The organism is Yersinia sp. Marseille-Q5920, from assembly GCF_946902935.1.
Classification (GTDB): Bacteria; Pseudomonadota; Gammaproteobacteria; order Enterobacterales; family Enterobacteriaceae; genus Yersinia; species Yersinia rochesterensis.
On sequence record NZ_CAMPQA010000014.1, the window covers coordinates 24,587 to 44,889 of the forward strand.

A 20,303-nucleotide genomic window follows, 5' to 3' on the forward strand; every position below is an offset into this window, starting at 1 on the left:
CATTCACATAAAATGTAAGTAGCTTGGTCAAGTCTCTAACTAATACAAGTTTAGCTGAAGCAAACAACTTTGCGTTTAACTTTGTTTTCGAACTATGACAGGAAAATTGAAAAACGCCATACCCAACATACAGATATGGCGTATTGATTTAATAGGCCATTACTGACTTATAATCGGGATGCTACCCATGCTTCAACACTGGCTAACGCTGATGGCAATGCTTGCACATCGGTACCACCCGCCTGAGCCATATCAGGGCGCCCACCGCCTTTACCGCCGACCTGCTGGGCAATATCGGCGATTAACTCACCCGCTTTTACTTTACCGGTGAGATCTTTGGTTACACCAACGATTAGGCTGACCTTATCATCTGCGGTAGTTGCCAGCACAATAATTGCAGAACCCAGTTGATTTTTAAGATCATCAACCATAGTACGCAACATTTTTGGCTCAACATTATCCAACTGGCTAACTAAAAGTTTCACACCATTGATCAATTTCGCACTAGACGATAATGAAGCACTTTCCTGAGCAGCTTGCTGATCTTTCAATTGCTGGAGTTCACGCTCGAGCATTTTACTGCGATCCAGCACCGCACGAACTTTATCGGCTAGATTATGGGTATCACCTTTAACCAAATGAGCAACATCCGAAAGCAGGTCACTCTGCTGGTGTAGTAGCTCGATAGCCCCCTCGCCAGTGACTGCTTCAATACGGCGAATTCCGGCGGCAGTACCTGATTCAGACAAAATACGGAACAAGCCGATATCACCGGTACGGTTAGCATGAATACCACCACATAGCTCGGTTGAGAAATCACCCATGGTCAAGACTCTCACCTGGTCATCATACTTCTCGCCGAACAGAGCCATCGCGCCTTTTTCTTTCGCCGCATCCAACTCCATCACTTCGGTTTGAACGGGCATATTACGGCGAATTTGCTCGTTAACTATGTCCTCTACCAGGCGAATCTGTTCCGGTTTCATTGCTTCAAAATGCGAGAAATCGAAACGCAGGTATTTATCATTAACTAATGAGCCTTTTTGAGCAACGTGCTCGCCCAGTGTTTTGCGTAATGCTGCATGCAGTAAATGAGTTGCAGAATGGTTCAAACGAATACGGTTACGCCGTGCAACATCCACCTGAGCATCAATGCTGTGATTAACTCGCAATGTTCCATGAGTTAACTGCCCTAAATGGCCAATAGCCTGACCATATTTCTGAGTGTCAGCCACAGCAAAAGTTGCAGTCGCATTTTTCAGTTCGCCTTTATCGCCAACCTGGCCGCCAGACTCACCGTAGAATGGGGTTTGACTCAGAACAACAACAGCCTCTTCACCTTCATGAATCTCATCAACAGCTTCGCCATTGCGGAACAACGCGGTCACAGTTGACTGCTGCTGAGCATGATCATAGCCAGAGAACTCACTTGCTCTGTCAACACGGATCAAGCTGTTATAATCGGCACCAAAACCACTGGATTCACGAGCTCGGCGACGTTGCGCTTCCATTGCTTGTTCAAAACCGGCTTCATCCACTTTCAGATTACGTTCACGGCAGACATCTGCGGTTAAATCAACCGGGAAGCCGTAGGTATCGTACAGGCGGAAAGCAGTCTCGCCATCGAGGGTATCACCGGTCAATTTACTAAGTTCTTCATCCAACAGAGCTAAGCCGCGCTCTAATGTCCGCGCAAACTGTTCCTCTTCGGTTTTCAGAACCTGTTCAACCATCGCCTGCTGTTGCTTCAATTCATCAGCAGCAGACCCCATTACAGCAATCAGCGGAGCAACCAGTTTGTAGAAGAAAGTCTCTTTCGCGCCCAGCATATTGCCATGGCGGATAGCTCGACGAATGATACGGCGCAGTACATAACCACGGTTTTCATTCGACGGAATAACACCATCAGAAATAAGGAAAGCGCAAGAGCGGATATGGTCAGCAATAACTCGCAGCGACTTGCTAGAAAGATCAGTCGCACCAGTAACTTCCGCTACCGCTTTGATCAAATCGCGGAACAGGTCAATCTCGTAGTTCGAGTTAACATGTTGTAATACCGCAGCAATACGCTCAAGCCCCATACCGGTATCAACCGATGGCTGAGGCAATGGCAGCATCGTGCCATCAGACTGGCGGTTGAACTGCATGAAGACAATATTCCAGATCTCAATATAGCGATCGCCGTCTTCTTCAGCCGATCCTGGCGGCCCTCCCCAAATGTGGTCACCATGGTCAAAGAAAATCTCTGTACATGGACCGCAAGGGCCAGTATCACCCATTTGCCAGAAGTTATCTGATGCAAATGCACCGCCTTTGTTATCACCAATACGGATAATACGCTCACGCGGGATCCCGATATCATTAGCCCAGATTTCATAGGCTTCATCGTCGGTTTCGTAAACGGTTACCCACAGTTTCTCTTTCGGTAAATTAAACCACTGTTCGCCAGTTAATAACTCCCAAGCGAAACTGATGGCATCATGTTTGAAGTAATCGCCGAAGCTGAAGTTACCTAACATTTCAAAGAATGTATGATGACGCGCGGTATAGCCTACGTTTTCAAGGTCATTATGCTTACCACCTGCTCGCACACAGCGCTGAGAGGTTGTCGCCCGGGAGTATGCCCGTTTATCCAAACCTAAGAAAACATCCTTAAACTGGTTCATCCCGGCATTGGTAAACAACAGCGTAGGGTCATTATTAGGGACCAAAGAGCTGCTTGATACAACCTGATGTCCCTTGCTATGGAAGAAATCGAGAAACGCTTGACGAATCTCAGCGGTGCTCTTGCTCATAATTGCCCCGGAAACAAGCTAAAAGAATAGCCCGCGAGCGGATCGCGTTACTTTAAATAGCAACACAAAGGGTAAGCTCACGAACAAAAAGTGGGACTAAGATAAATTTTCTTCGAGGGGAAGTAAAATCCTGTGTGCATTCATTCAACAAAATCATTGTAAATCGACTGAATTTCTTCCTGGAAAAAACCACGATAGAGCAGATAGCGCTGAACCTTAGCCTTTTCTTTCCATTCAACAGGTAAAACTTCACTAAATTTACGCTGCGCGATCTCTTTGGCAAGTAAACACCAATCTATTTCACTGATTTCAAAAGCAGCCTGAATGAGTTCTTTATCAACTCCCTTTTGTATCAATTCAGAACGGATACGCTGTGCGCCATATCCTTTACGACTACGACTCTTAATGTAACTGGCCGCAAAGCGGGAATCATCTAACCAATTATGTTGGTAGCAATAAGCAACAATTTGCTCAATAACTTTCGGATCAATCTCTGCGGCAGGTTCGCAATCCCCACTACCAGTGCGTTTTCCCCAATTTCCTTTTGCCGAAAATGGTTGTGCAGCAAGCTTGCGACGCAGTTCAGATTCACTATGATCACGTTGGGAGAGGAGTCTCATGGCACGGCTTAATAGGTCATTCATAAATATCCTTTTTACTTGAGCCGCAGCAGTGTTAGCGACACTTATTACTCAGCCTATCCGTGGCCTCACCACTGCAAACTTATTCAATTCAGTCTCCAACGCTAATTGTCTATAAGAAGCTGCCCCTCATTACTGACTGATATATTCATTCGTTTGTAGACTTGCTGCCACTTCGATTATGTTGGATATGAGCATAAATTCAGATTGTTGCGCACACCAGGATTGACTAAAACGGATACATCATTTACTAAAACGGCCCACGTATTAGGTGAGCCGCATGTTAACTACTTAATTTACTAATCAGGCCGATGGCCTTACAAATTAAAACTCTTCGCTGGTTTCATCTGCTTCATCAGCAAGTACTGCTGTGGCTACAGGTTGTTCGCCATTACCGCCATTGAGAAGCATTTCACGCAATTTCTTATCCAACTCAGCGGCAACCGCTGGGTTTTCTTTTAAGTAGTTACTGGCATTCGCTTTACCCTGACCAATCTTGTCACCGTTATAGCTATACCATGCACCAGCTTTCTCAATCAGTTTGTGTTTAACACCCAAATCAACCAATTCGCCATTAATATTGATTCCTTCACCGTACAGGATCTGGAATTCAGCTTGTTTAAATGGTGCTGCGATTTTGTTTTTCACCACTTTAACGCGAGTTTCACTACCCACAACCACATCACCGTCTTTTACTGCACCAATACGGCGAATGTCCAAACGCACGGAGGCATAAAATTTAAGGGCATTACCACCCGTCGTGGTTTCTGGGTTACCAAACATAACGCCGATTTTCATACGGATCTGGTTAATAAAGATCAATAAGGTATTAGCGTTCTTTAGGTTACCTGCCAACTTACGCATCGCCTGGCTCATCATACGTGCCGCGAGGCCCATGTGAGAATCACCGATTTCACCTTCGATTTCAGCTTTTGGTGTAAGTGCGGCTACGGAGTCAACGATAATGACATCAACTGCACCAGAGCGAGTCAACGCATCACAGATTTCCAGGGCTTGCTCACCCGTATCTGGTTGAGAACACAGCAAGTTATCAATATCTACACCTAATTTTTTGGCATAAATCGGGTCAAGTGCATGTTCAGCATCGATAAATGCGCAAGTTTTGCCTTCACGTTGTGCGGAAGCAATAACCTGTAAAGTCAGTGTTGTTTTACCTGATGATTCTGGGCCATAAATTTCAACAATACGCCCCATTGGCAGGCCACCAGCCCCCAATGCGATATCAAGAGAAAGTGAACCGGTAGAGATGGTTTCAACATCCATTGAGCGGTCTTCGCCAAGGCGCATGATAGAGCCTTTGCCGAATTGTTTTTCAATTTGGCCCAGTGCTGCTGCTAACGCCTTTTGTTTATTCTCATCAATAGCCATTTTTACTCCCTCTCTGGGATGCAGGATTGCCCCTATCATCACCACTGAATGTTGTTTTGTGCAGGAAATTACCACTAATTATACTGTACAATCATACAGTATCAAGACTAATTTTGCAGAAAATCATCTAATAGTGTTTGTAGTGCGAAAACAGCTGCTTGCAGCCTGACCTCGTCACGATCACCGGGAAAAATTTGTTTTGTAGCACTGACCTGACCGTCGCGCGTAGCAAAAGCAAACCACACGGTACCGACTGGCTTCTCTGCTGTGCCGCCATCAGGCCCGGCAATCCCGCTGATCGATACCGAGAAGTCCGCACTAGCTGCATGCAATGCGCCCTGTGCCATTTCCTGGACAACAGCTTCACTAACAGCACCGTATTGTGCCAATGTGCTTTCTTTTACACCCAGTAAATCATGCTTTGCCACATTGCTGTAAGTGACAAAGCCACGATCAAAATAGGCTGAACTGCCCGCAATATCCGTCAGAGCTTTGGCGACCCAGCCGCCAGTACAGGACTCAGCACAGGTCACCCAAGCACCTCGGGCCTTTAACTTATGACCAATTGCAATACTGAGCTGACGTAATTGTTTCTCGCTCATTGTTGCCCCTTACTCTTATTAAATCTTCTGGTGCTGATAGTAGCACTTCTTTAGCCCGTAACGGCAACCACTGCCAGTTATGCGAAACGCTTCGCAGGGTGCAATGAAAAAAAGCGCTTTTTCTTACAAAGCTTTACCTCAGAGACTGAGCTGTTAGTATCAAAATAAAGAAGATGCGGCTGGCAATCAGTGGTACCGGTGATTTATCCAGAATGATGAACTAAGGACGTGGCAGTGAAAAAAATTCTTAATGCCTTCTTCCCCCTCTATAGCGCAACCGTGTTGATGTTATTGGGTTCAGGTTTATTGACCACCTATATCTCGTTACGGTTGACCGCCATACATGTGTCTGGCACATTAATCGGGGCAATTATCGCCGCAAACTATATTGGGTTGGTTATCGGAGGCAAGGTAGGCCATTTCCTGATTGCTCGGGTGGGCCATATACGCGCCTATGTAGCCTGTGCAGGTATTATTACGGCAGCGGTCTTGAGCCATGGGCTTACGGAATACATCCCTGCCTGGGTGGTTCTACGCTTGATTATTGGCCTGTGTATGATGTGCCAGTTTATGGTACTGGAAAGCTGGCTTAATGATCAGGCCGAGTCCAATCAGCGCGGTACAGTATTTGGCTTTTATATGGCGGCAACCTATGCCGGTATGGCATTAGGCCAGGTGGTATTAATGCTTCAACCTGAATTAGGTTTAAGCACACTCATGATTATTGCTTTGTTCTTTGCTCTTTGTCTTGTGCCGGTTGCACTGACAACTCGCAGTAATGCCCAGCAGATGTCACCAGCCCCCATGGAGCTGAAATTCTTTATCAGCTCAATCCCCAAAATACTGGCTTCAACATTAGTCATTGGCATGATTGTCGGTTCGTTTTATGGCCTGGCACCGGTCTATGCCAGTTTACAATCGCTTTCAACGCAAGAAACTGGTTTGTTCATGGCGTTATCTATTTTTGCCGGATTGGTTGCTCAACTCCCACTCAGTTGGTTGTCCGACCGCTATAACCGCACACTATTGCTCCGTATTAACGCATTATTGCTGGCATTGACTGCACTGCCGCTGGCGCTGGTGCCTCATATCTCGTTTCATTTTTTATTGGTTTTAGGCTTTATAGTCAGTATGTTGCAGTTCACCCTTTATCCGTTGGTCGTTGCGTTAGCTAATGACCTGATTGCCCCAGAGCGGCGAGTTTCTTTAGCCGCATGTTTACTGATGTCATTCGGGGTAGGCGCGAGTATCGGCCCACTTGCTGTGGGGGCGTTGATTGCACCGCTGGGAGGCAATATTTTGTATGCGTTCTTCTCACTGTGCGGTTTAAGTCTGATAGCATTCAGCCGAACGATTAAACAAGATCAAGACGAATTTGTTAACGATGCTCCGGTGCCACATATGGCAATCCCCGACAGCTTGGTCAGTTCGCCTTTATCTCCAGCACTAAATCCCAGTTTTGATGAACAACTGATCCACGACATTATGCCGCCCCCCGATCAATCTGAAGCAGAAAAGGAACCCACAGAAAACCCACCTGAGGGTAATTCTCAACAGTAATAATACTGGTGATGGCATGGGGAGTGACGGCAAGAAAAGCAGTAGCAGGTCACAAACGCGTCGATTGAGGAAAACATTAGCTAAAACAACAAAGAAGAACACGGAGAAAAGGTGTTTTTAATAAGAAAAACCCATCAGAAGATGGGCTTGAAGAGATGAGCTTGTTCAGTGATATATCTCAACCACTGCTGGAGTTACCTGCAATTCATGTTGCCAATGGGTAAGTGTCAGAGTGGCTAACTCGGCCAACCCTTGATAAAACGGATGCCCCGCAGCAGACTGCTGCAAAGCTAAATAACGATACCCCCATGGCAGTAAATGATCTGCCAGTAACTCGGGTAAATCAGCAGGTTGATGTTCTGCCAGCCAGGCGGCCATCATGAGCATTAAACCGAACTGATCCTCCGGTTCTCCCTGTTCCAATGTGACTTCTACATGCTTTTGCGCCATCCAGTTACGCAGTTTTAGGGTGGAGTCGCCAAATAACACAATTTCTTTATCGAGATAGACGGAGCCCCAAGGTGGCGCGGGCAAAGCATAAGGGCCAATAAACAGCCGCTGCCAGGCTTCTTCTCGTGTTTCTTCACCTGCCGATTGCGCCAATAAAGCCGCAATTGGCAGCAATTGTTCTTCAGATCCATAAGGCCACTGTGCGGCCCATGAGCCATTGCTCAATTGCGCCACAATATCACTGCATTCAGGGCTATCTGGCTCACAATAAAACAATATACCTAAGACTCGCCCCGTCAGTTCAACCTGCTGATAAATCATGTCATTCCCACCGTCATATGCAGCCCATAAAACACGCCACGGCCAATCAATTCAGCAATAATAATCAATAACATGGCAAAAATCATTCCGAGAGTCATGGGCGCGCGCCCTCGGATTAACGGGCAAATCCAGCATCCCAACCCCAATACCAACAATACCAAGCGCCAGACCATCAAGGTGCCATAATGAGGAATAAGCTCGGAAGCTTGCTGTACTGAGCTGTAAATCAGCGGCAAACTCGCCGCCTGCATAATGACACTGGCGATACTGATAATCAGCGCCAATACACTGATCATCGGCAATTGCAGCATTGCTCGCCCATGAATATCAGCCAATTGCAGCAGCAGATAACCCAAAATCGGCCCGCCGATAAAGACGGTTAGCACAAAACTCAGCGGAGTATAAAGATTATCCCACGTCGGAACCGTATCAATGGAATAAACCCGGCACATGGCATAAACGAATACCACGCCCAACATCATCGCCACCACTAGCCAGATCTTACCCAGTACAGCGGGCATCTTATCCAATACGGCCAGTAACCAGTAAAAACCCGCTACGGCAAAGAACAGCGAACCGGCCGCTATCTCATTGCTCAGTGCTGATTCTCCGATGCGATTTAATGAGTTGAATGCCCGCATCGGCGAGCCAAGGTGCAGCGTCGAGGCGATAAAGGCCAGCGCCATTAGCACCCACAAGACAAACATACTGCGGTGAACCCGCTGTTGCTGCCCGCGGCTCAAGCCGCCAAATAGCAGTGTCAGCCCCAGGACAATAAAGCCCCCGACCACGCACTGCCCCAGTACTGTAAAGACCATTAGTGGCCATTCATGCCATCCCATACCCATATTATACCTCCTTCGGATTTGCCAGATGACCGGTGGTATCTCTGACCGGGCGGCTGTTGGCATTTGGTTTCACGACAATATTCGGTAAGGTAAAATGCGCGGCTGGCAGTGGTGCGACTTCGGCTAACTCACCATATTTCTCTCGCAATTCATCGATAGGGGCCATATCCAGCGCCCGCAATGGACAGGAATCAACACATATCGGTTTTTTACCTGCTGCCACTCGCTCGTAGCAACCGTCACACTTAGTCATATGCCCTTTTGCTTCGTCATATTGCGGTGCACCGTACGGGCAAGCCATATGGCAGTAGCGGCAACCAATACAAATATCCTCGTTCACCACCACAAAACCATCATCGCGCTTATGCATCGCGCCACTCGGGCACACTTTGGTACAGGCGGGATCACTACAATGGTTGCAGGCGATAGACAGATAGTAAGCAAACACATTCTGATGCCATGCACCGTTATCCTGCTGCCAGTCACCTCCGGCATATTCGTAAATGCGCCGGAAACTGACATCAGTTGATAAGTTTTTGAAATCCTTGCAAGCCAGTTCGCAAGTTTTGCACCCCGTGCAGCGGCTGGAGTCGATGTAAAAACCATATTGCGTCATCAGTTAGCTCCTTAAGCCTTGGTTACTTGAACGAGGTTGGTATGGGATGGATTCCCTTTCGCCAACGGAGAGGGGCGCTGTGTGGTCAATACGTTAATACTGCCGGCCCTGTCGATGCGGTTTTTATCCGGGCTGTACCACGCCCCCTCCCCTAGCGCCACCACACCTGGCATCATGCGCGGTGTGACTTTTGCATCAATTTGGACTTCACCACGGCCATTGAAGATCCGCACAAGATCGCCATTTTTGATGTCGCGCTCTCTGGCATCGAGTGGGTTAATCCACATTTCCTGGCGGCAGGAAGCTTTTAGTACATCGACGTTGCCATAAGTCGAGTGAGTTCTGGCTTTGTAATGGAAGCCGGTGAGTTGCAATGGATATTTCTGGTTTAACGGGTCGTCAAAACTCTCGAAACCCGCGGCGTACACTGGCAATGGATCAATAATATCGTCCGGCTGCAACTCCCAAGTGGCGGCGATTTGTGCCAATTCGGCAGAGTAAATTTCGATTTTTCCCGATGGAGTCGTTAACGGATTAGCCAAGGGATCGGCGCGGAATGCTTTATAGGCAACATGGTGCCCTGCCGGATCGCGCTTTTTAAAAATGCCCTGCTCGCGAAACTCCTCGAATGAAGGCAACTCAGGAATAGCCTGTTGTGATTGCTGATAAAGATGGCGCAACCAACCTTCCTGCGTGCGTCCTTCAGTAAATTGCTGCTCAACCCCCATGCGTTTTGCCAGCTCACTGGTCATTTCATAGATGTTTTTGCATTCAAAGCGCGGTTTGATGGCCTGATCAGCAAAAATCACATAGGCCATATTGCCGCTGGAAGCATCAAGGCAGAAATCCATCTGCTCAGAGGCGGTGCAGTCTGGCAGGATAATATCGGCATATTGGGCTGACGAAGTCATGTGGTTATCAATGACCACAATCATTTCGCATTTTTTATCATCTTGCAGAATGTCATGGGTGCGGTTGATTTCAGCATGCTGATTAATCAGGCAATTACTGGCGTAGTTCCAGATGAACTTGATTGGCACGTCCAGTTTATCTTTGCCTCGCACCCCGTCGCGGGTGGCGGTCATTTCTGGGCCGCGCTCAATGGCATCAGTCCACAAGAACATTGAAATACTGGTTTTAACCGGGTTTTCCAAAGTCGGCATACGGACAAACGGCAAGCTATAGGACCCCTCACGCGCACCTGAATTACCGCCATTGATCCCCACGTTGCCCGTCAGGATCGCTAGCATGGCAATGGCACGGCTGGCCGTTTCACCATTGGCATGGCGCTGTGGCCCCCAGCCTTGCGCAATATAAGCGGGCTTGACCGAGCCGATTTCGCGCCCCAATTTAATAATTTTCGCCGCCGGAATACCGGTGATGGCCTCCGCCCATTGCGGTGTTTTAGCGGTTTCATCCGCACCTTGCCCTAAAATATAGGCTTTATAATGGCTATTTTTCGGCGCACTTTCCGGTAGCGTTTTCTCGTCATAGCCAACACAGTATTTATCGAGGAACGGCTGATCCACCAAATTCTCACTGATCATCACATAAGCTAGCGCAGAAGCGAGTGCGGCATCCGTCCCCGGTCGCAGCGGGATCCATTCATCCTCACGACCGGCGGCGGTATCGGTATAACGCGGGTCAATCACAATCATCTTGGCATTGGATTTCTCCCTTGCCTGCTCCAGATAATAAGTCACACCACCGCCGCTCATCCGGGTTTCGCCGGGGTTATTACCAAACAACACCACCAGTTTGCTGTTTTCAATATCTGAAGGACTATTACCGTCGGCCCAGCCGCCATAGGTGTAATTCAGGCCAGCAGCAATTTGTGCTGTGCTGTAGTCACCATAATGATTGAGATAGCCGCCACAGCAATTCATCAACCGAGCCAATAAGGTGGAACCCGGCGGCCACGAGCGGGTCATGGTGCCGCCCAGTGTACCCGTGCCGTAATTCAGATAGATGGCTTCGTTTCCATATTCCTTGATGATGCCTTTCATGCTGGCGGCGAGGGTATCAAAAGCCTCATCCCATGAAATACGTTTGAACTTGCCTTCCCCGCGTGCGCCGACACGTTTCATCGGGTATTTCAACCGGTCAGGGTTATACACCCGGCGGCGCATGGAGCGGCCACGTAAACAAGCTCGCACTTGGTGCAAACCTTCAAAATTGTCGTCACCGGTATTGTCGGTTTCAACGTATTTAATTTCATCATCAACCACATGCATGCGTAATGGACAGCGGCTGCCGCAGTTAACGGTGCAAGCGCTCCATATCACTTTGCCATCATTAGCCGGGTTTATAGCAGATTGAACCGCGCGGGCAGTGCGCGAAAAGGGTAACGAAAATGCCCCAGTCGCCACGGCGAGGCCGCCGATAAGAGTGGTTTGGACTAGTTTTCGGCGAGAAACTTCTGCCGTAAACAGCCGGGATTCATTGGTCTCTTTCATAAGATGCCCACTTGGTTGCATTCCAGAAAATAGATAACACCCCAAGGGATGGAATCCGATTAATTCAAAAAAATGAGTAATTCAGCGGGAGGGAGATTAAGACTGAGCGCAGTGGCCCAATGACAGCAATTGTTATAATTAGGATAATAAATAGCCCGTCCCGCACCAGCAACCCTACCTCTTTTGAGTGGGGCGGGAGTTGTTTGGTATCAATAAAGCTCTGAGGATGACGTTATCTCCATGGCTTTATGGCCAATTTGTGACAGACACCCTTATTTATAGAATGGGTCATTGAACCCAAAAGCGCGGATCAACAGGTAGAGTTTAGCGGTGCTATAGCCAAAATAATGGGAGTTGTAGGCAGGCGGCAAGCGAATGAATCCCGATGAGCTTACTGAAGTCAAGTGATTCGGGTGAGTGAGCGCAGCCAACAACCCTGCGACTTCAAGTATGAAAGATATGTACTGGCGGTCAGCCAGTGTCCCACCAACGTCCTGCCAAAACCATCGATAAGTGCGGAAAATGAGACCCACCCTTTATTAAGGAGCTGGAGCCGTCGCCTCGCGTTAACAATCTATAGTAAGATCATCGCCAAAGTCAGAGTTAAAAAAATATCGACTTGGCTCAGCTAATGGTTCCACTAACGATTGTTTCTGTTATCGAACACTTTCGCTAACAGATGTTGAATGTGAGAAAAATATGTCAAACAAACCGTTCCACTATCAGGATCCCTTCCCACTAAAGGAAGACGATACTGAGTATTACCTTGTCAGTAATAATCACGTCTCGGTTACACAGTTTGAAGGCCACGACATTCTGAAAGTCGAGCCAGAAGCCCTGACCCTCCTCGCCCAACATGCTTTCCATGACGCTTCATTCTTGCTCCGCCCCGCGCACCAAAAGCAAGTCGCCGCTATTTTGGATGACCCCGAAGCCAGCGAAAATGACAAATATGTTGCCCTGCAATTCCTGCGTAACTCAGAAATTTCGGCCAAAGGAATTTTACCGACCTGTCAGGATACTGGCACCGCCATTATCCAGGGCAAAAAAGGTCAACGCGTCTGGACTGGCGGTAACGATGCCGAAGCCCTGTCGCGCGGCGTGTATAACACTTTTATTGAGGATAACCTGCGCTACTCGCAAAACGCGGCGCTGGATATGTACAAAGAAGTGAACACCGGCACCAACCTGCCAGCGCAAATCGATCTGTACAGCACCGAGGGCGAAGATTACAAATTCCTGTTCGTCACCAAAGGTGGCGGCTCAGCGAACAAAACCTATCTGTATCAGGAAACTAAAGCGCTGCTGTCACCGGGTAAGTTGAAAGACTATCTGGTTGAGAAAATGCGCACTTTGGGTACGGCGGCTTGCCCACCATACCATATTGCTTTTGTTATCGGCGGCACCTCGGCTGAGAGCACGCTCAAGACCGTCAAGCTGGCCTCCACCAAATATTATGATGGCCTGCCGACAGAGGGGAATGAGCACGGGCAAGCTTTCCGCGATGTTCAGCTTGAACAAGAATTATTGGCAGCCGCGCAAGACTTAGGTCTGGGCGCACAATTTGGCGGTAAGTACTTTGCTCACGATGTGCGCGTGGTTCGCCTGCCACGCCACGGTGCATCTTGCCCGGTTGGGATGGGAGTTTCCTGCTCTGCTGACCGTAATATCAAAGGCAAAATTAACCGCAAAGGTATCTGGCTGGAAAAACTGGAGCAAAATCCGGGGAAATATATCCCTGAGCATCTGCGCAACAGCACTGAAGGCAAAGTGGTCAAAATCGACCTTAATCGCCCGATGGCCGATATCTTAAAAGAGCTGTCGCAGTATCCGGTTTCTACCCGCTTGTCATTGACCGGAACTATTATTGTTGGCCGCGATATTGCCCATGCCAAATTAAAAGAGCGGCTGGATAACGGCGAAGGTTTACCGCAATACATTAAAGATCATCCGATTTACTACGCGGGGCCAGCCAAAACACCAGAAGGTTATGCTTCCGGCTCACTCGGGCCAACCACGGCGGGCCGCATGGATTCTTATGTGGATCTGCTGCAATCCCACGGCGGCAGCATGATCATGCTGGCGAAAGGGAACCGCAGCCAACAAGTGACGGATGCTTGTCACAAACACGGCGGTTTCTATCTGGGCAGTATCGGCGGCCCTGCGGCGGTGTTGGCGCAAAATAGCATCAAAAGTCTGGAATGTGTGGAATATCCTGAATTGGGGATGGAAGCCATCTGGAAAATTGAAGTAGAAGATTTCCCGGCCTTTATCCTGGTGGATGATAAAGGTAATGATTTCTTCCAACAGATTCAGGCAGAGAAATGTAACCGCTGCGGTTAACAGTAAAAGCCAACCTCGGTGATTTCGCCGGGGTTGGCTTTATGAGAAATGAAAAGATGACAAATAAAAATCTTACCGATAAAAACAGACAAAATATTGAATAAACTTTAAGCACTCCACTGGTGCAATTTATTAACCTCCACCGCTATATTCCACAAGTTTTTCCTGGCTAATCTCACCGCTTTGCTCTTCCTCACCCGCCGTTAGCGCTTGCGCATTAATGAGCTATTTTCGTGCAACAGAAAGCCCTGATTTAGTGCAACGATTTTCAATTTTACTATTTGATTTTTATTGAAAATTCTTCGTTGACAACCACTCGAAATGCTTTTTATAGTGGCCATGACTTCTCCGCAAGAACGCCAACGTTGTCGGCTTGTGGTTATGGCAATAGAGCCCTCGCAATGTCATCTGACTTTGCCGGGCTTTTTTTTGGCTTTTTTTCAGACCCACTTTTTAACCAATGCCGGGGTACTTATGTTCAGAACAAAATGGTCCAAAATAAAGTGTCATCACACCACGCTGTCAATTGCGCTGGCAGCTGCATTTGCCGTGTCCTACTCAGGTATGGCGATGGCGGCAGAAACACCGGTGAAAATCGGTTTATTGGAAGATGCATCCGGTAACTTTGCCTTACCGGTGATTCCCAAAATTCATGCCACAGAGCTGGCTGTAGAAGAAATTAATGCCAAAGGCGGCATACTCGGACGCCAAATCGAGCTGGTCAAATACGATACGCAATCCGATAACACCCGCTTTCAACAAATGGCTCGTCGCTTAATTAAAAATGACAAAGTGGATGTGATATTCGGGGCATTTTCCAGTGCCTCGCGCGAAGCTATCCGCCCAATAATGGATCGCGAAAAGCAGCTCTATTGGTATAACAATCAGTATGAAGGCGGGGTGTGTGACTCTAATGTGTTTGTCACCGGTGCCGTGCCTGAACAGCAATTCTCCACTTTGATCCCGTGGATGATGGAGAAGTACGGCAAAAAAGTTTACACCATTGCCGCCGACTATAACTTTGGGCAAATCTCGGCTGAATGGGTGCGCAAAATTGTCGAAGAAAATGGCGGCACCATGGTGGGCGAGGAGTTTATCCCGCTGAGTGTTTCACAATTTGGTCAAACCATTCAAAACATCCAGAAAGCCAAACCTGATTTCGTGATGACCTTGCTGGTCGGAGCCAATCAATCCTCTTATTACGAGCAGCAAGCGGCGGCAAAACTGAACTTACCTATGGGCAGCTCGGTGAGTGTCGGCCAGGCTTATGAGCACAAGCGCTTTAAAGCTCCGGCACTGAAAGATATGTATATCACGGCTAACTACATTGAAGAGGTGGATAGCCCCGCCAGCAATGATTTCAAACAGCGTTTCCATGCCAAATTCCCGAATGAGCCTTACATCAATCAGGAAGCAGCCAATGCTTATGATGCAGTTTATCTGTACAAAGCAGCCGTAGAAAAGGCGGGCAGTACAGATATGGACGCAGTGCGTAAGTCACTGGAAAGCGGTGATATTTGTACCGATGGCCCCTCAGGAAAAGTCTGTATCGATCCGAAAAGTCATCATTTGAGCCACACCATCTATCTGGCTCATGTGAAAGACGACCACTCGATCGAAATCCCGAAAGTGTGGACGGACATCAAACCTTATTGGTTGGGTGAAGCGGGTTGTGATTTGCCGGTGAAACCTGATAACAGCCAATACACCCCATCATCTCCACCGAAAAAAGCCTAAATAGAGTCATTTTGTCGGGAAGTGGCCGCCTCAGGCGGGCTTCCCTGTGTTCTCCATTTTCAATGGTGTCAATCAGGACACCCAGGATTGCCAAACAATGTTAACGCTATCCTTTCTCTATTCGGTGATTTATCAGTTTGGCGATAACTTCGCCTATCTGGTGCTGGCAGCACTGGGGCTGGCGGTTATTTTTGGCATGATGGGCGTGATCAATCTGGCGCACGGCGAATTCATTATGTGTGGTGCTTATGTCACCATTCTGATGAATAAAGCGGGCTTGCCTCTGCCTTTTGCCATGCTGGCCGGCACTTTGGCGGCGGCGTTCTTCGGCGGTGTAGTCGAGCGCCTGGTGGTGCGCCATCTCTATGGCCGTTTGTATGATTCCGTGGTCGCCACTTGGGCTATCAGTTTGATTGTACAGCAAAGTATGTTGCTGATTGCCGGCCCGTCACTGGAGGGGTTGTCGACACCTTTCGGCTCTTTCACCCTCGGCGACTACTCGTTTGCCACTTACCGTGCATTACTGCCCTTCTTCGCCATTGCCATTTTAATGGTGCTCTATTGGCTATTTTTCCACACCAATTACGGTGTTTGCGCCAGAGCCACCATTCAAAATGCCCGCATGGCTTCTTGTTTGGGTTTGGAAACTGACCGGATTTATACCCTGACATTCGCGCTAGGGGCTGGGCTGGCTGGATTAGCAGGGGCCATTTATGCCCCAACACTGACCGCCGTCCCCACCATGGGCAGCAGTTTTATCGTGCAAGCCTTTGTTTCGGTGGTTGTGGGGGGCGCAAATGTACTTGTTGGCACCATTCCTGCAGCGATTGCATTAGGCGCAATACAAACTGGGCTGAATTCCTGGTATGGGCAATTAGCCGGGCAAGTTGGCTTATTGGTTACCGCCGTCTTGGTTATCCGCTTATTACCTAACGGTATTGGCAGCCTGTTTACCCGTAACCGCTAGGAGCTGCATGTGACAACAACTTCTGTTCATTTATCGGCGGCAAAACAACGCACGCCGTCCACCACTCGGCTGGCTGCGCTGCTTATTCTGGCGGGCGCTCTCGCCCTGCCGTTGGTGGTCGATAGCGCCATGATCGGCGACTTTTCCTACTTCCTCCTGTGGACATTCTGTGCCATCGGGTTGGCGGCAATGTGGGGGCATGGCGGCATTTTATCTTTCGGGCAGACCGCCTTCTTTGGCCTTGCCGGTTACACCTACGGCGTGATGACGTTGAATTTCGGCGATGGTGTGCTCTCCACCTGGTCGGGCTTGATTATGGCCTTGCTGGTGGCCGCTGCGGTGGCTGCGGCACTGGGTTACTTGATGTTTTACGGCGGAGTGACCGGCATTTTTATCGGCATCGTGACCCTGTCTTTCACTCTGGTGCTGGAAACTTTTATGTCGCAGACCGCTGGCCCGCAATGGACTATCGGCAGTGCGCGACTGAATGGTTTTAATGGCATGTCCGGCATGCCGCCACTCTCCCTGCCGTGGTTCGACGGCAAATTGCTGGCACTGGAAGGTAATGCCTTTTACTACCTGATTATTCTGCTGCTTGCTGGTGTTTACTGGGGGGTTCGGCGGTTATTGCGCTCTAATTTTGGCCTGACACTGGCCTCTATCCGCGAGAACCCGCGCCGGGCAGAAATGCTGGGGATTGATATCCGCCGCTACCAATTACTGGTGTTTGTGCTCGGCGGTGTGCTCTCCGGGTTATCCGGTGCGCTGTATACCTTATGGGGTTCTTATATCACGCCGTCCTCCATGGGGCTGACCGCCGCCGCAATGCCAGTTATTTGGGTAGCGACCGCCGGGCGTAAAAATATTTTTGGTACTGCGGTCATCACCGCCCTGCTGGTGTGGCTATCCCAATGGCTGGCTATTTACGGCAGCGAATACGCCATGATTTTGCTGGGTGCCATTTTGCTGTTTGTGGTGCTAGCCGCGCCCAACGGCCTCTTGCCTTGGTTGGCGGAGAAAATCACCCGTTGGTCTGCCGCTCGTCAGAAAAAAGGGGAATCGCTATGAATCAAACAGCGCAAGATTTAATCCTCGAAACCCGTGGGCTAAGCAAACGCTTTGGCGGTATTCAGGTTATCAATCAAGTTGATTTGCAAATCCGCCGTGGCGAAGTCCGCTGTGTGATTGGCCCGAATGGCGCGGGTAAAAGTACCTTTTTCAAATTGCTGACTGGCGAACATACGCCAAGCGATGGGGATATCCGCTTCTTTAATCGGCGGCTGAATACTCTGCCGCCCTTTCAGCGCATTCGCATGGGCATGAGTATTAAGTTTCAGATCCCCGGCATTTTCCCGGAACTGACTGTTGAGCAACATTTACAGTTATCACTCAGTCACTTACGCCCAGAAGTTCGCTCGCAGGCGGTCAGTGTCGATGAGCTATTAGAGCGCTTTAAGCTCAGCACTGAATATCACCAACTGGCCGGTAATTTATCTCACGGCAAGAAACAGTGGTTGGAAATTGCCATGGCGGTGTCGCTACAGCCCACTCTGCTGATGCTTGATGAGCCAGTCGCCGGTTTATCTATCGATGAAACTTATCTCACCGGCGAACTTATCAAGCAGATGCAAAATGATGGCCTGACGCTGATGGTGGTAGAGCACGACATGACATTCGTGCGGCAAATAGCTTCACAGGTCACCGTCCTGCATGGCGGACAAGTTTTTGCTGACGGCAATGCCGCCGAGGTGCTGGCGCGCGAGGATGTGGCGGATATCTATTTGGGGAAAGCGGTATGAATAACGTGGTTTTGCAAATAGAGGGGCTGACTGGCGGTTATGGCGGCGGGCAAGTGCTCAATGGCGTCGTGCTGCAATTGCACGCGGCAGAAGTCTTGGGGTTGATTGGCCGCAATGGCGTGGGGAAAACCACCTTAATGCGCACGTTGATTGGCGCAGTTCCGGCGAAAAAAGGGCAGATTTTGTTAGGGGAAATTGACATCACCCAGGCCTCGCCGCAGCGCCGCGCCCGGTTGGGGATTGGCTATGTGCCGCAAGGGCGGGAGGTATTTGCGGGCCTGACGGTGGCAGAAAATCTACAAGTCGGCATGCAATTTGTCCGTGAACACCGCGAGTTTGCCAAAGACCTACTGGAGCGGGTACTGGATTACTTCCCGATTTTGCGTCAAAGACTCAAACAAAAAGCCGGCACCATGAGTGGCGGCGAGCAACAACAGTTAGCTATCGCCAGAGCCTTGGTTGGATCGCCAAAAGTGTTATTGCTGGATGAACCTTCTGAGGGTGTTCAGCCCTCTATCGTCAACATCATTGCCGACACTTTAGTGCGCATTGCCCGCGAGCTGCATGTGGCGGTGATTCTGGTCGAGCAGGATATCGCGATGATCCAGCGGGCCGCGCAACGTTGTGCGGTAATGGATAAAGGCCAGGTGGTAGAAAACCTTTCACAACAACAACTTGCTGATGATCTTTTAATGCGTCGTCACCTGGCTTTGTAGCCGGATACCCTAATTACGTGGAGAATTGCTAATGAAATGGCTGGAAGAATCAATCATGGTCAAACGCGGTGTCGGTGCGGGACGTAAACCGGTAACCCACCATTTGACGGAAGAGATGCAAAAAGAGTTTCACTACACTATCGGCCCTTACTCAACGCCGGTGCTGACCATTGAACCGGGCGATCGGGTGATTGTGGACACGCGAGATGCTTTCGAAGGGGCGATTAGTTCGGAGCAAGATATCCCAAGCCAACTGCTCAAAATGCCGTTTCTCAACCCGCAGAATGGCCCAATCATGGTCAATGGTGCGGAGAAAGGCGATGTTATTGCGGTCTATATTGAATCCATGTTACCGCGTGGGGTTAACCCGCACGGCATCTGCGCCATGATCCCGCACTTTGGTGGGCTGACCGGCACCGACTTGACCGCCATGCTCAATGACCCGCTGCCGGAAAAAGTGCGCATGATTAAGCTCGACAGTGAAAAAGTCTACTGGAGCGAGCGCCATACCCTGCCCTATAAGCCGCATATCGGCACCCTGAGTGTGTCGCCAGAAATTGACTCTATCAATTCTCTAACGCCGGATAATCACGGCGGGAATATGGACGTGCCGGACATCGGGCCGGGCAGCATTACTTATCTGCCAGTGCGCGCCCCCGGCGGCCGCCTGTTTATTGGTGATGCTCATGCTTGTCAGGGGGATGGCGAGATTTGCGGCACTGCGGTGGAGTTCGCCTCCATCACCACCATCAAAGTGGATTTGATTAAAAACTGGCAACTCTCCTGGCCACGGATGGAAAACGCCGAAACCATCATGAGTATCGGCAGCGCACGCCCATTAGAGGATGCCACCCGCATTGCTTATCGTGACCTTATTTACTGGTTAGTGGCCGATTTTGGCTTCGAACAGTGGGATGCCTACATGCTACTGAGCCAATGCGGCAAAGTGCGGCTGGGCAATATGGTTGACCCGAAATACACCGTCGGCGCGATGCTTAACAAAGAACTTTTAGCGTAATAATCCCTACCCCTCGGCATACGCCGGGGGGTTATGCGCATTCGC

Annotated in this window: 16 protein-coding genes; 8 read left to right on the plus strand and 8 right to left on the minus strand. The window is 49.3% G+C overall.

Annotated features, from left to right (window positions below):
• Positions 1–167 precede the first annotated feature (167 nt).
• The 4 genes from alaS to pncC all read right to left on the minus strand — a co-directional run bounded on the left by alaS (position 168) and on the right by pncC (position 5,427).
• Positions 168–2,795, minus strand: coding sequence for an alanine--tRNA ligase (gene alaS, locus OVO64_RS17395; RefSeq protein WP_267248916.1), 2,628 nt, complete (start codon positions 2,793–2,795; stop codon positions 168–170).
• Between the two features lie 140 nt (positions 2,796–2,935).
• A complete protein-coding gene (recX, locus tag OVO64_RS17400) occupies positions 2,936–3,439 on the minus strand; it encodes a recombination regulator RecX (RefSeq protein WP_004389188.1) in 504 nt (167 codons plus the stop codon).
• A 321-nt stretch (positions 3,440–3,760) separates the two neighbouring features.
• Positions 3,761–4,825, minus strand: coding sequence for a recombinase RecA (recA, locus tag OVO64_RS17405; protein ID WP_038635844.1), 1,065 nt, complete (start codon positions 4,823–4,825; stop codon positions 3,761–3,763).
• Positions 4,826–4,932: 107 nt separating this feature from the next.
• Positions 4,933–5,427: a nicotinamide-nucleotide amidase gene (pncC, locus tag OVO64_RS17410; protein WP_050292242.1), complete on the minus strand. Its 495-nt coding sequence runs from the start codon at positions 5,425–5,427 to the stop codon at positions 4,933–4,935.
• A 234-nt stretch (positions 5,428–5,661) separates the two neighbouring features.
• On the opposite strand from pncC, the gene OVO64_RS17415 reads away from it, so the two are divergent.
• Positions 5,662–6,987, plus strand: coding sequence for an MFS transporter (locus OVO64_RS17415; protein ID WP_145510165.1), 1,326 nt, complete (start codon positions 5,662–5,664; stop codon positions 6,985–6,987).
• Between the two features lie 165 nt (positions 6,988–7,152).
• On the opposite strand, the gene dmsD is transcribed toward OVO64_RS17415, so the two are convergent.
• The 4 genes from dmsD to dmsA are packed head-to-tail and all read right to left on the minus strand — an operon-like array spanning position 7,153 to position 11,678.
• Positions 7,153–7,758, minus strand: a complete 606-nt coding sequence (gene dmsD, locus OVO64_RS17420; protein WP_038635851.1) for a Tat proofreading chaperone DmsD — start codon at positions 7,756–7,758, stop codon at positions 7,153–7,155.
• A complete protein-coding gene (locus tag OVO64_RS17425) occupies positions 7,755–8,606 on the minus strand; it encodes a dimethyl sulfoxide reductase anchor subunit family protein (protein WP_038635854.1) in 852 nt (283 codons plus the stop codon). The genes dmsD and OVO64_RS17425 overlap by 4 nt, the downstream gene beginning before the upstream one ends.
• A 1-nt stretch (position 8,607) precedes the next feature.
• Complete coding sequence (locus OVO64_RS17430; RefSeq protein WP_032819231.1) at positions 8,608–9,225, minus strand: DMSO/selenate family reductase complex B subunit; 618 nt, start codon at positions 9,223–9,225, stop codon at positions 8,608–8,610.
• 8 nt (positions 9,226–9,233) lie between these two features.
• Positions 9,234–11,678, minus strand: coding sequence for a dimethylsulfoxide reductase subunit A (gene dmsA / locus OVO64_RS17435; RefSeq protein ID WP_038635857.1), 2,445 nt, complete (start codon positions 11,676–11,678; stop codon positions 9,234–9,236).
• Positions 11,679–12,377: 699 nt separating this feature from the next.
• Between dmsA and fumA the strand changes: the two genes are divergently transcribed.
• The 7 genes from fumA to OVO64_RS17470 all read left to right on the plus strand — a co-directional run bounded on the left by fumA (position 12,378) and on the right by OVO64_RS17470 (position 20,258).
• Positions 12,378–14,021, plus strand: a complete 1,644-nt coding sequence (gene fumA, locus OVO64_RS17440; protein WP_038635860.1) for a class I fumarate hydratase FumA — start codon at positions 12,378–12,380, stop codon at positions 14,019–14,021.
• Between the two features lie 570 nt (positions 14,022–14,591).
• The gene (locus OVO64_RS17445) at positions 14,592–15,758 is read left to right on the plus strand and encodes an urea ABC transporter substrate-binding protein (RefSeq protein WP_172667624.1); all 1,167 of its coding nucleotides are present in this window, start codon (positions 14,592–14,594) and stop codon (positions 15,756–15,758) included.
• A gap of 97 nt (positions 15,759–15,855) precedes the next feature.
• Positions 15,856–16,725: an ABC transporter permease subunit gene (locus OVO64_RS17450; protein WP_038635863.1), complete on the plus strand. Its 870-nt coding sequence runs from the start codon at positions 15,856–15,858 to the stop codon at positions 16,723–16,725.
• Positions 16,726–16,734: 9 nt separating this feature from the next.
• Complete coding sequence (locus OVO64_RS17455) at positions 16,735–17,793, plus strand: branched-chain amino acid ABC transporter permease (RefSeq protein ID WP_038635865.1); 1,059 nt, start codon at positions 16,735–16,737, stop codon at positions 17,791–17,793.
• Positions 17,790–18,524: an ABC transporter ATP-binding protein gene (locus tag OVO64_RS17460; RefSeq protein ID WP_038635870.1), complete on the plus strand. Its 735-nt coding sequence runs from the start codon at positions 17,790–17,792 to the stop codon at positions 18,522–18,524. Before OVO64_RS17455 ends, OVO64_RS17460 begins: the two co-directional genes overlap by 4 nt.
• On the plus strand, positions 18,521–19,240 hold the full coding sequence (locus OVO64_RS17465; protein ID WP_038635872.1) for an ABC transporter ATP-binding protein: 720 nt from the start codon (positions 18,521–18,523) through the stop codon (positions 19,238–19,240). Before OVO64_RS17460 ends, OVO64_RS17465 begins: the two co-directional genes overlap by 4 nt.
• A 31-nt stretch (positions 19,241–19,271) precedes the next feature.
• Positions 19,272–20,258, plus strand: coding sequence for an acetamidase/formamidase family protein (locus OVO64_RS17470; RefSeq protein ID WP_038635875.1), 987 nt, complete (start codon positions 19,272–19,274; stop codon positions 20,256–20,258).
• Positions 20,259–20,303 lie beyond the last annotated feature (45 nt).